The sequence below is a fragment of the Collimonas sp. OK412 genome (assembly GCF_900112135.1).
In the GTDB taxonomy this organism is placed as follows: Bacteria; Pseudomonadota; Gammaproteobacteria; order Burkholderiales; family Burkholderiaceae_D; genus Collimonas; species Collimonas rhizosphaerae.
On record NZ_FOLC01000025.1, the window covers coordinates 25,910 to 38,151 of the forward strand.

13 protein-coding genes are annotated in these 12,242 nt (G+C 60.4%); 8 read left to right on the top strand and 5 right to left on the bottom strand.

Annotation, left to right across the window (positions count from 1 at the left end):
• Positions 1-7: 7 nt before the first annotated feature.
• From BM062_RS20425 to BM062_RS20435, 3 genes are read right to left on the bottom strand one after another with little or no spacing between them, the layout of a single operon-like run.
• Positions 8-328, bottom strand: coding sequence for an AtuA-related protein (locus BM062_RS20425; protein WP_092400349.1), 321 nt, complete (start codon positions 326-328; stop codon positions 8-10).
• 8 nt (positions 329-336) lie between these two features.
• Positions 337-1,665: an acyclic terpene utilization AtuA family protein gene (locus tag BM062_RS20430; RefSeq protein ID WP_092400261.1), complete on the bottom strand. Its 1,329-nt coding sequence runs from the start codon at positions 1,663-1,665 to the stop codon at positions 337-339.
• A gap of 27 nt (positions 1,666-1,692) precedes the next feature.
• Positions 1,693-2,991 (bottom strand): CitMHS family transporter, encoded by a 1,299-nt coding sequence (locus BM062_RS20435; RefSeq protein WP_092400263.1) that lies wholly within the window; start codon positions 2,989-2,991, stop codon positions 1,693-1,695.
• 137 nt (positions 2,992-3,128) lie between these two features.
• On the opposite strand from BM062_RS20435, the gene BM062_RS20440 reads away from it, so the two are divergent.
• Positions 3,129-4,052 carry a LysR family transcriptional regulator gene (locus tag BM062_RS20440; protein ID WP_092400265.1) on the top strand — a complete coding sequence of 308 codons (924 nt, stop codon included), beginning with the start codon at positions 3,129-3,131 and terminating at the stop codon, positions 4,050-4,052.
• Here BM062_RS20440 and lepB read toward each other — a convergent pair.
• Positions 4,049-4,717: a signal peptidase I gene (gene lepB, locus BM062_RS20445; protein ID WP_092400267.1), complete on the bottom strand. Its 669-nt coding sequence runs from the start codon at positions 4,715-4,717 to the stop codon at positions 4,049-4,051. The two genes, BM062_RS20440 and lepB, sit on opposite strands and share 4 nt — an antisense overlap.
• A gap of 193 nt (positions 4,718-4,910) precedes the next feature.
• Positions 4,911-5,522: a cysteine hydrolase family protein gene (locus BM062_RS20450; protein ID WP_092400269.1), complete on the bottom strand. Its 612-nt coding sequence runs from the start codon at positions 5,520-5,522 to the stop codon at positions 4,911-4,913.
• Positions 5,523-5,721: 199 nt separating this feature from the next.
• Here BM062_RS20450 and BM062_RS20455 point away from each other — a divergent pair, with 199 nt between their 5' ends.
• The 7 genes from BM062_RS20455 (at position 5,722) to BM062_RS20485 (ending at position 12,240) form a co-directional block, all read left to right on the top strand.
• Positions 5,722-6,672, top strand: a complete 951-nt coding sequence (locus tag BM062_RS20455) for a GlxA family transcriptional regulator (RefSeq protein ID WP_092400271.1) — start codon at positions 5,722-5,724, stop codon at positions 6,670-6,672.
• A gap of 74 nt (positions 6,673-6,746) precedes the next feature.
• A complete protein-coding gene (locus BM062_RS20460) occupies positions 6,747-7,262 on the top strand; it encodes a hypothetical protein (protein WP_092400273.1) in 516 nt (171 codons plus the stop codon).
• Positions 7,263-7,346: 84 nt separating this feature from the next.
• Positions 7,347-8,261: a DNA/RNA non-specific endonuclease gene (locus BM062_RS20465; RefSeq protein WP_092400275.1), complete on the top strand. Its 915-nt coding sequence runs from the start codon at positions 7,347-7,349 to the stop codon at positions 8,259-8,261.
• Positions 8,254-8,499: a hypothetical protein gene (locus BM062_RS20470; RefSeq protein WP_092400277.1), complete on the top strand. Its 246-nt coding sequence runs from the start codon at positions 8,254-8,256 to the stop codon at positions 8,497-8,499. The genes BM062_RS20465 and BM062_RS20470 overlap by 8 nt, the downstream gene beginning before the upstream one ends.
• Before the next feature lie 602 nt (positions 8,500-9,101).
• Entirely contained in the window at positions 9,102-10,298 is a 1,197-nt protein-coding gene (locus BM062_RS20475; protein WP_092400279.1) for an ABC transporter substrate-binding protein, read from the top strand.
• A 75-nt stretch (positions 10,299-10,373) separates the two neighbouring features.
• Positions 10,374-11,234, top strand: a complete 861-nt coding sequence (locus BM062_RS20480; RefSeq protein ID WP_092400281.1) for a branched-chain amino acid ABC transporter permease — start codon at positions 10,374-10,376, stop codon at positions 11,232-11,234.
• Between the two features lie 10 nt (positions 11,235-11,244).
• Complete coding sequence (locus tag BM062_RS20485) at positions 11,245-12,240, top strand: branched-chain amino acid ABC transporter permease (RefSeq protein WP_092400283.1); 996 nt, start codon at positions 11,245-11,247, stop codon at positions 12,238-12,240.
• Positions 12,241-12,242: the final 2 nt, after the last annotated feature.

The following is a 12,242-nucleotide window of genomic DNA, read 5'->3' on the forward strand; positions in this document are numbered from 1 at the left end:
GGATGGATCAGGATGGATCGATATCGTCAGGAATTTCCAGGGTCATTATCGCCGAACTCAGGCATTTGCCGTGGGCGTCCAGCGCCAGGGAGCGCGTGACGCCGCCGCCCAGGGCGCGCTGCATGACAAAGTTGAATGCGCCCAGGCTTGGCAGCGCATAGCGCACCACCTCGCCATGCACGATGCCGGTGAAATGCGCCTTGACGCGTTCCGGCGTCAGGTATTTTTCCAGCAGCGCATAGTCTTGTGCGCGGTAGGCGATCACCGACAGGTTGGAGATGTCGCCTTTGTCGCCGGCGCGGGAATGGGCAAGCTCGCGTAGTTGCATTTTCATCCTCAATCGAAATGGACGGTGGTTGACACCTGCTCGCGTGGCAGCAGGCAAGACTGCACCGCAACCACTTCCTTCGCCGTCTTGGTGACGCCGCCGCCGGCCGCCGGCCCGCAGGTGTACAGTGTCTCGACCTCATTGCCGATGCGGATCGCTTCGCCTATGCTGCCGCTGCGGGCGCTGACGCGGAGCCGCACTTCATACGGTTCGCCCGGTTGCGCCGACAAGGCGGCGCCGTGGATTGCGTCCACGCCCAGCAGGTCATAGCGGATTTCATCGAACGCCACGGCGCTGAGCTGCAGCCGTTCGGCGACGATGGCTTGCGCCAGCCTGCCGCGCGCCAGCGCACCCGGCCCGGCATAGGAAATCTGTCCTTCGCCGATGTAGCTGTCGATATAACCTATCGATACTTTCAGGGTGTCCGGCCTGGCGCGGCCGGTGGCGCCTTGCACCAGCACCCGGTCGGGGCCGATTTCCTGCACCGTCGCCGCCGAAAAATCGGCCACCACGTCCGGCGTCAGGTAACTGGCGGGATCGTGTATTTCGTACAGCAGCTGTTCCTTGCAGGTGGCCGGCGTTACCTGGCCGCCGGAGCCGGCAACCTTGGTGATCACGACCGAACCGTCTTCCGCCACCTCGCCGATCGGGAAACCCAGGCGCGCCAGCCCCGCCACGTCTTTGTAGCCCGGATCGGCGAAATAACCGCCGCTGACCTGGCCCGCGCATTCCAGCAAGTGCCCGGCCAGCGTACCCTGGCCGAGGCGGTGCCAGTCGTCCATGGCCCAGCCGAACTCGTGGATCAAGGGCGCCAGGAACAGCGCCGGGTCGGCCACGCGGCCGGTGATGATGACGTCGGCGCCCTGCGCCAGCGCTTCCACCAGCGGCGCGGCGCCGATATAGGCGTTGGCCGACAGCAGCCTGTCGCCCAGGCTGTTGACGGCGATATCCTGGTCGCTGATGTAGTCGCCCGCTTTCAGGGTGTCCAGCACATCGTCGCCGGTCACCGCAGCCACTTTCAGCTTGAGGTTCATGCTTTGCGCAATCTGCCTGACTGTGGCGGCGGCGGCCAGCGGATTGGCCGCGCCCATGTTGGTGATGATCTTGATTTTCTTGGCGCTGCAGATGGCCAGCACCGCCCGCATCCGCTCCGCCAGCAGCGGATCGAAGCCGAGTGCGGGATCTTTCATCCGGCTCTGCTGGGCGATGGCGATGGTGCGCTCGGCCAGGCACTCGAACACCAGGTAGTCGATTTCGCCTTTTTCAGCCAGTTCTATGGCGGGTTCGATACGGTCGCCGGAGTAGCCGGCGCCGGCGCCGATGCGGATATGTCTCATGCTGGTTTCCTCAAGCTGTATGCGTCCTCATAAAGGGAAGACGCCGATCGCGACACAGGTGATCGTCATGATGACCGAGGCCGCGAACAGGTATTTGAACGTGTATTTCTGGTGGTCGGCGAGATCGATGCCGGCCAGACCCGCCACCAGGAAGGTGGCAGGCGTCAACGGGCTGACCGGGAAGCCGGTAGTCATCTGGCCCAGCAGCGCGGCCTGCGCCACGTGCAGCGGTTGCACGCCCAGCATATGGCCGACTTCGGCGATCACCGGCAGCACGCCGAAGTAGAAAGAGTCGGGATCGAACAGCATGGACAGCGGCATCGACAGCAGCCCGAGCACTACCGGGATATGCGAGGCCATCGAGGGCGGCACCAGGCCGACCGCCATCTTGGCCATGGCGCTCAGCATCCCGGATTTGCTCATGATGCCGGTGAACACGCCGGCGGCGAACAGGATGCTGGCCATCAGCAGGGCCGCCTTGGCGTGGGCATCGATGCGGGCGCGCTGCATGTCGGCATTGCGGTAATTGACCATCAGCGCCAGCACCACGCCGATCATGAACATCACCACCGGATCGATTTTGCCGCTGATCATCACGCCCAGAACAAAAACGGTCAGCACGATATTGATCCAGAAATTCTGCGGACGGCGTATGCTTTTTTCCGCCTCGGACAATGCATGCGTATGGACGAAACCGGACGGCGCGTCCTTGGCCAGGCCGAGCCGCCGTTCCTCTTTCAGGCCGAGGTAGTAGGCCACCGAAAAAACGAATACCAGGCCGACCACCTGCACCGGGATCAAGGGCGTGAAAATCTCGCTGACCGGAATATGCAAGGCGGCGGAAGCGCGGATCATGGGGCCGGTCCATGGCAGGAAATTGACGCCGGCCGCCAGCGATGCGACGCAGGCCAGGATGCGCTTGTCGATGCCGAGCCGCGTGTACAGCGGCAGCATGGCGGGAATCGTCACCAGGAAGGTGACCGCGCCCGAACCGTCGAGGTGGATCAGCAGCGCCAGCAGCGCGGTGCCGGGCACGATGCGGGTAGGGCGGCTGCCGACGATGCGCAGGATGGCGGAGATGATCGGATCGAGCATGCCGGCATCGGTGACGATGCCGAAGAACAGGATCGCGAACACGAACATGCCGGCCACCGGCGCAATGCCGGTGATGCCGGAGACGATGAATTTGGAGGTCTCCAGGCCAAAGCCGCCGACCAGGGCGGCGATGATGGGGATTGCGATAAGCGCCACCAGGGGCGACATTTTTTTTGTCAGGATCGCCGCCAGCAGGGTGACGATGGTAATGAAGCCGAGTAATGCCAGCATGTTGTCTGTCTCCTATCCCTTGGATATTTTTATGGGAATACTTGTTATTGCTCTTGTTTTAAGCGCATTCTGGGAGCTGTGGTTTGTGCTGTAAAATGAATTTTTTCGATAGATTGATCGTTAAAACGGATTAATCGATGAAACTCAATATCTCCACCCGCTCGCTGCACGCCTTCCTGGCGCTGCAGGAATGCAAGCATTTCACTCACGCTGCGGAGCGCTGCTTCATGTCGCAATCGGCGTTCAGCGTCATGATCCAGAAACTGGAAGTGGCGGTGGGCGCCAAGCTGTTCGAGCGCGATACGCGCAACGTCACCCTGACCGCCGAGGGTGAACTGTTCGCGGAAGTGGCGCGTTCGCTGGTCGGCGATATCGAATCGGCATTCGCCGACATGAGCGACTACGTCGCCAGGCGTAAAGGCCGGGTGGCGATCGCCGCGCTGCCGTCGCTGGCGGCGAACGGCTTGCCGGCGGTGATTGCCGAATACAAGCGGGCTTATCCGGGGATTACGGTGCAGCTGTTCGACGCCTTGTCGGATCAGTGCCTGGCCATGCTGCGCCAGGGCAAGGCCGATATTGCCTTGACCGCGCCCGGTTCGGGCCTGACCGAGTTCGATACCAAGACCTTGTGCAGCGATCCGTTTTACCTGGTGTGCCGCCAGGACCATGCGCTGGCCGGCAAGCGCCGCATCCGCCTGCCAGACCTGGGCGGCTGCGAGCTGATACACCTGGCGCGTTCGACCAGCGTGCGCCAGCATGTCGAGCTATTGTTGCGCGGCATTCCGGTGATGAATTCGGGGCTGGAAGTGGAGCATCTGGCGACGGTGGCGGGCTTGATCGAATCCGGCCTGGGCGTCAGCATCGTGCCGGAGCTGACCTTGTTCCAGTTCCGCCACATGGACCTGGTCAGCATCCCGATCGATGCGCAGGACATCGTGCGGCCTATCCTGATCGTGAAAAAGAAAGAGCGCTCTCTTTCAATTGCGGCGCAGGGCATGTCGGAACTGATTGAAAAGCGGCTGCACAATATCGGCAGCCGCGCGGCGGGCCGGCGGCGTTAGTGCAGCTGCATGCCGAAGCGTTCGGTCCTCGGCATCCAGTTACCCTTGATGTCGGCCGACACCAGCACCCGTTCGGCGCGCCCGATCAGCAGCTCGCGCGGCACGAAACCGAAATGGCGGTAGTCGCCGCTGTTGTCGCGGTTATCGCCCAGCATCATGTAGTGGTCCTGCGGCACCGTGATCGGGCCGAAATTGCGCTCGGCGTTGACTTGCGGCAGCAGCTGGATGCGATGCTGTTCCGTTCCCATCTTTTCATTCAGGCGCAAGGCCACCAGGGCGCCGCCATGCTCCAGCGGTTCGGGCGCGCTGCCCAGCATGGCGTAGCTGGCTTGCTGGCCGTTGATGATCATCTTTTCATCGCGCATCTCGACAATGTCGCCGGGCAGGGCGATCACGCGCTTGATGAGCCGGGTGTCGTCCAGCGGTGAAAAGAAGGTGACGATATCGCCGCGCTTCGGTTCGCCGAGGCGGCTGAGGACGATGTTGGTGAGCGGGACTTTCAGGTTGAATGCGAGGCGGTTGACGAACACCACATCGCCTTCCAGCAGGTTAGGGCGCATGGAACCGGAAGGGATCGGATTCCAGTCGGCGACCGCGGTGCGGAAAATCCCGAAAAGAAAAAGGAACAGCAGGAATCCCTTGTTGAGACGAATCCAGTTTTTCATTTCACTCCGCCTTTTAGTGACAACCCATGCCCATCAGCTAACGTACCCAATCCCGCAATCCGCACAGTATGCCACTTATTCCCCCGGCCATATTTCCCCACCCCCAACCTTGCCAGCCAGTTAATTAGGGTCAGAGTCAAATTGTTGAGCGGTCAACAATTTGACTCTGAGCCTAATTAATAAGCGTGGTGGTTTAGGCTACGGGTAACTGCAGGATCTGGGCGGTTGTCATGATGTCGCCGAAGGTGTCGGCGATGGTTGCCAGCGATGCGCGGTGGAGAGCGGCGTGCGGCAGGACGGCGCCGTCGGCGGCGTCGAGGTCGCGGGTGGCGCAGGCGTCTTCGGCTACCAGCACCTGGTAACCGAGGGGCACTGCGTCGCGTGCGGCGCCGGCTACGCAGGCGTGGGTCATCAGGCCGCTGATGATCAGGGTATTGATGCCGGCTGCCTTGAGGCGGCTGTCGATGTCGGTGGTCGGGAACACGCTGACCGACGATTTTTGCAGCACGGTGTGGTGCGCGGCGGGCTGCAGTTCGTCATGGAATTGCAGGGTGGTCCCGCCTTCGGCAAAAATCGGCGTGCCTGCCGGCGTGACATGCTGGACATGGAATACCGGGATGCCTGCCCGGTCGGCGAAGGCCGTAAGGCGTTGGGCGTTGCCGAGTGCGCGCGCGCCGTCGGGAATCGGCATCTTGCCGCTGAAGTATTCGTTTTGAAAGTCGATCACCAGCAGCGCGGTGCTGGCGGCTTCTATCTTGGCCGGTGCGGTTGCGCCGGCGATGGCGCGGATGGTTGGGTGGTGCATCTTGGAACTCCTGTGTGAATGGGCAGGATGGACGCCAATCGCTCATCCCTGCCTTTCCCCTGGCTCTCTGCAGCGAGCGTTGGAACAGGACGAAGTATCGGGTTTCAGGGTAATCGGCGAAAGTGTCCCGATAGACATAATGTGATAGGATCGGGCCATGTTGAAATTGGCCCAGAATTCCGCAACTGCTCCCGAGAAAATGCATACCGTGGCGGTGATCGCTTTCGAGGGCATCAGTCCTTTCCACCTGTCCGTGCCGTGCATGGTGTTCGGCGACGACCTGGCCAGGTTGGGCGTGCCGCGCTACCGCTTGCTGATATGCGGCGAGAAGGCGGGCCTGATTGCAACCATGTCGGGATTCGATATCGATGTGCGGCATGACCTGTCCGCGCTGGTGGAAGCCGACACCGTGATCGTGCCGGCCTGGCGCGATCCCGACGAGCGTCCGCCTGAAGCCTTGCTGCAGGCATTGCGCCAGGCGCACTTGCGCGGCGCCAGGGTGGTCGGTTTGTGCCTGGGGGCGTTTGTACTGGCCGAAGCCGGTTTGCTGGATGGCCGGGCGGCATCCACCCACTGGGTGTGGGCCGAGGATTTTGCCCGCAAGTACCCACGCGTCAAGCTGGACCAGAAAGTACTGTACGTCGACGATGGCGATATCCTGACCTCGGCCGGCACCGCGGCGGCGATCGATTGCTGCCTGCATCTGCTGCGCCGCGACCATGGCGCCGACGTGGCCAACCGTATCGCCCGGCGCATGGTGGTGGCGCCGCATCGCAATGGCGGCCAGGCGCAGTACATCGAACAACCGTTGCCGGCAAGCGGCGGCAGCGACCAGCTTACGGTTACCCTGGACTGGGCCATCGAACACCTGGAACAGCCGCTGTGCCTGGACCTGCTGGCTGCGAAGGCCGCCATGAGCCGGCGCAATTTCACCCGCCGCTTCAAGATGAAAACCGGGACCACGGTATCGCAATGGCTGCTCAACCATCGCCTGGCGTCGGCGCAACGGCTGCTGGAAACTTCCGACAAGGCGATAGACCGCATCGCCGAACTGGTCGGCTTCGGCTCCACCGTGTCGCTGCGCCAGCATTTCACTGCCGCGTTCTCGGTTTCGCCCGCCGCCTACCGCAAACAATTCCGGCGCCAGTGAGGCGCCGCGCTTTGTACTATACAATTTGGCCTTCCTAGCCTCATCTACCTTCTATCAGCAGCGAAGCAATCCCAATGACAGACAATTCCGCAGCAACCCCCGATGCCCACGATGAAACCGCCGCCGGCGACCGGCTGATCCAGGAGCCGCGCCTGTGGTGCGACGACGGCTGGACCGCGCGCATCATCAAGAACGACGATGACGACGGCTGGGCGGTAGCGATGATCAAGGACGGCGAACCGGAACCGGCGCTGATCGGGCCCTGGACCATGGGCCGCGACAAGAAGAATCCGAAACCGCTGGATGCCTCGGCTTTCATCACGCTGGTCAAGACCGCCTCGGAGTTCGTGCGCCGGCACGAACAGCAGCTGCATGCCATGCTGCACAAGAGCATCGTGGTGGATGCCGCTGAAACAACGCTCAATGTCACGCTCGACATCGTTCCCGACGACGATTTTCCCTATGCTTTGCTGACCGCCCACGATGCCGACGGCGAACAGCTGGCGCAGGTGCGGGTAGCGGCGACTTTCAAGCTTAGCGAAAGCAGCGCCGGCGCCTGGGCGGCAAACGGATTCCGTACGCCGCATTGATCGCATCGCAAAAAAATGAGGGATAGTGCTTGGTGCGGTTTAAGTTAAACCTTATACTGGGTATTTATACAGTTTTGGTGAGCAATGCCGCACAAGCCATATCGTTTCCTGCTTCCCCTTTTACTTCTTGCTTCATCGGCTTTTGCCACAGATTGTCCCTCTCATTACGCCGCCGGCCGGGCGCCAGAAATCCTCAATGACAAGCTGGCGCGCCAGACCCAGGAATTGTGCTACCAGGCTTTCGCCGTCATGCATTCAGGGATCACGCGCACCCCGCTGTGGTCGGCCGAGCACCTGACGCGCAGCAATATCGACGCCGCCCGCACGCTGTCGCGCGAAAATTCCTTTCATCCCGAACCCGCCCTGCTGATCAGCGGCCGCGCCGAGCTGAAAGATTATGCGCGCTCCGGCTTCGACCGCGGCCACATGAGTCCCAACGGCGACATGGCGAACCGCACTTCGCAGTATGAAAGTTTCAGCCTGGCCAACATGATTCCGCAGAATCCGCAAAACAACCGCCATGTCTGGGCCGAAATCGAAAGCGCGGTGCGGCGGCTGGCGGAGAAAGACGGCGAGCTGTACGTGATTACCGGACCGGCCTTCCTCGGCCAGGACCTGCAAAAGATCGGCAATGTGCTGGTGCCGACTTATATCTACAAAGTGGTCTATAGTCCGAAGAGACAGCAGGCCGCCGCTTATTTCATCAAGAATGAAGATACGTCGCACTACCAGGCCTTGTCGGTGACGCAGCTGGAAAACACGTTGCGTATCGACCTGCTGCCCGGCGTGCCGAAGCGCATCAAGGACGTGGCGATGCCGCTGCCGGGCGCTGGGGCCGGCCAGCACGGCGCCAGGAATGCGCCTGAAAAAAGAGAGGAACCGGCAGCACAGATCAAGAAAATAGAGGCGGATTTGTTAACCAGGCTGTTCAACGACGCCTTGAAAATGTTCCTGAATTTCATCACAAACCTGATCCATAAAGGATGGTCGCATGTCTAAATTTATCCCGTTCGCCGACGAAAGCGCAACCCTCGCCATCGGCAAGCTGAACGTCGAGAATCGCCTGGACCGGGTCAGCCTGTTCGGCGATCTCGACCTGACCCTGGACCAGCGCGGGCTGGAGCAGGCCAAGACCCTGCAGTCGCTGCTGAACCAGGTAGTGGCGGAGCTGGAGTCGCGCACCTTGCCTGAGGTGCTGGCTGTGGCGCCGGTGGTGAAGGTCAGCAATCCTTTTTGAATACTTCGGATAGCAGCTTGCCATTTCATGGTGAGCTGTGCACCAAAGCTGATCACCGTTCTAAGTGTTGTCAGTACAGTTCCTTAGAACAGCCAGTACAGTTTTACATGTAATTCAAAAGTGTATCTAATATCTGCGCTGGTATTTCGCAATAATCAATCCATCCTGTTCCTTGCGGACGGTGCGCTGCCGTGAATGTCCTGTCTCGTCTTCGCTCTATCCGTTGTCGGCATCCTGCATGCAATGTGAGGCTGCATGGCGGGCGGTGAATACCGCGTATGGAAATATGCGAACGCAAGAAGAAAATACAAAAAATATAAAGCAGCAAGCAGCAGTCAACCAGGAGGAGACACCATGTTTTTCAGCAAGCATGTTCCACTGCAGGCGCGATCTCCCTGATCGTCATCGAGCATCTTTTTTTCATCGCTTTGCGATGATATCCACGTCGCGTTTACCCCTGTAAACACAACGTGTTTCAGCTCGTTCGCAAATAAATTTCTACCTTGTTCCACCATGGAATTTTTTCCGCCACAGGCACAGAACTTGCGTCAACGGCTATCGATGCAAGCTTTCAATGACTCGCCATTTCAGGAGATGTGAATATGATCAACCGTCGCGATTTTCTTAAGCTTTCCGCACTCGCCGCACCGGGCGCCTTGTCGTTTTCCGACGTGTTCGCGCAGTCGGATACGATCCAGTTTGCCTGCCCGGTGCCGATGTCCGGCCCGTTCGCGGCCAATGGAAAATACGCCGACATGGGCATGAAGCTGGTACTGCAAAAATATAACAAGGTGCTGGGCAAGAGCCTGAGCTACACGGCAATCGACACCGAAGGAAAGCCAGCCACGGCAGTGCGCAAGGTGCAGGAAGCGATCGAAAAGGGTACGCATTTTTTTGCCGGCGGCATCCTCTCTTCAGAGTCGCTGGCGATGGGCAAGGAAGCGGAAAAAGCCAACAGCATTTTTGTCACCACCGCGGGCGCCGACGAAATCACCGGCAGCGAATGCAATCGCGCGACCTTCCGCTGGTCGGTGCCGACTTTCGGCGCGATAGAACAGACTGTGCGGCCGTTGCTGGACAAGCTGCCGAAGGCGAAACGCTGGTACACCATCACGCCGCAATATGTGTTCGGCGATGGTTTGCTGAACGCGGCCAAGGCGATCTTCAAGGAAAAGGGCATCGAGCACGTCGGCAACAGCTACCACTCGCTGGCCGAAAAAGAATTCAGCGGCTACCTGACTAACGCGATTGCGGCCAAGCCCGATGTGCTGCTGTTGCTGAATTTCGGTTCGCAGTCGTCCGACGCGCTGCGCCAGGCGGTCAGCTTCGGCATGAAAAACAATATGACCATCCTGATGGCCTGGGCTTCCGGCCTGGAGCAGTTCGAGGCACTCGGCGCCGACATCTGCGATGGTGTGTATTTCGGTGCGCAGTACTGGCACGGCATAGATGCGCCCTTCAACAAGGAGTTCGTACAGTTCGTCAATACCAGCCTGAAGATCGATCCGAACTACAGCCTGGCCGGTTCATACATCTGCACCAAGATCATGCTGGACGCCATGGCCAAGGCGAACAGCACGGATCCGAAAGCGGTGATCGCGGCGATGGAAGGCATGAAATACGAAGGCCTGACCGGAACCGAGGAAATCCGCAAGGGCGACCACCAGGTAATCAAGAACTACTACCTGCTCAAGGGCAAACCGAAATCGAAGATGCGCAACAAGAACGATTATGCCGACATCGTTTCCTTCGGCAAGTCGTTCCTGCCGCTGGACAAGACCATGTGCAAGCTCGCCTGAAGACCTGCGGATCGCCGCTGCAGGCGCGCTTGCAGCGGTGTGGTGGCTCCGTCCGCTTACGAAGATTGAGGTTTCATGAATATATATCTGCTGCAAATAGTCAATGGCATTGGCATCGGCATGTTGTATTTCCTGCTGGCGGTGGGGTTGAGCATCGTGTTCGGCTTGCTGCGTTTCGTCAATTTCTCGCATGGCGCCTTTTTCCTGCTAGGCGCCTACCTGTGTTTTCAAATGGGCGAGATGGGCATGAGCTTCTGGTGGACGCTGCTGTTCGCGCCGCTGGCGGTCGGCCTGTTTGCCTGGCTGATGGAAAAATTCGCGCTGCGGCATATCTACCAGTTGCCGCACCACTTCCATATCCTGTTCACGGTCGGCCTGGCGCTGGTGCTGCAGGAAGCTGTGATTTCATACTGGGGGCCGCTGGGCAACAATATTTCGCCGCCGGACCTGCTGCAAGGGGTGGTCATCGTCGGCAATTTTGTCTATCCGAAATACCGCTTGTTCGTGATTGCTTTCACTGCGCTGATGGCCTTGCTGCTGTGGTGGGTGCTGGAAGGAACGCGGCTCGGTTCGATCGTGCGCGCCGGCAGCGAATCGACCGAGATGGTGGGATTGCTGGGCCTGAACATCGACCGCATCTTCAGCCTGGTGTTTGCGCTCGGCGCCGCCACTGCCGGTTTGGCCGGGGCGCTGGCGGGACCGATCCGCGGCGTCGAACCTTTCATGGGTGTGGAAGCGCTGGGCATTGCATTCGTGGTGGTAGTGATCGGCGGCCTCGGCAGTTTCTTCGGGGCGCTGGCCGGCGGCATCCTGGTCGGCGTGCTGCAAAGCCTGATGAGCACCATCTGGTCGGAAGGCGCGCACCTGACTATCTACATCGCCATGGCGGCAGTCATGCTGCTGCGTCCCAACGGCCTGTTCGGCCGGGCCAGCTGAGGATCCGGTCATGAAAAACCTCATGCATTTCCGCTTCACCTTGCTGGTGATCGCCACGGTCCTGATCCTGCCGCTGACGCTCAGCTCCGGCACGCTGGCGACTGAAGTTCTGATTTTTGCGCTGGCGGCGCTGGGCTGCAACCTGCTGCTAGGCTACACCGGGCTGATGTCGTTCGGCCAGGGAATTTTCCTCGGCATCGGCAGTTACGCTGCCGGACTGGTCCTGCTGCATCTCCATGTACAGCTGCTGCCGGCGCTGCTGATCGCGATGCTGGCGGGGGCGCTGGTTGCCTTGCTGGTGGGCTGGTTCTCGATCCGCCAGCGCGGCACGTATTTCGTGATGCTGACGCTGGCTTTCTCGCAGATGTTTTATTTCCTGGCCTACACCATGAAGGATGTCACCGGCGGCGACAACGGCTTGCTGAACATTCCCCGGCCGGACCTGAGCCTGTTCGGCGCCAAGCTGATGACGATCGGCACGCCATGGCAATACTACAGCCTGGTCGCGGTCATCTTCGTGCTGGTGTTCTGGCTGTTGCAACGCATCGTCGATTCGGTGCTGGGCCGCACCCTGCTGGCGATACGCGACAATGAAACGCGCGCCGCCGCAGTCGGTTACGACGTCACCATGTTCAAGCTGGCGGCATTCGTGATCTCGGGCGCCGTCACCGGCCTGGCGGGCGGCCTGCATGCCGTGATGACCGGCATCGCACCATTGTCCAATATCGAATATCACGCCAGCGAATCGATCCTGGTGATGACCGTCATCGGCGGCGCCGGCAACCTGTTTGCTTCGGTGCTGGGGGCGGCGTTCTATGTCTTGGCCGGCAACTGGCTCTCCAGCCTGTGGCCGCGCTGGCTGATGCTGCTGGGTTTCTTGCTGATCGGCGTCAGCCTGTACATGCACAAGGGTTTGTACGGCGTGGCGCAATCGCTGCTGCAAAAATTCAAGCGCTCGCCCGGCAGCGCTGAACCGTTGAGCGGCAATCCGCTGAAGGAGAAATGAGC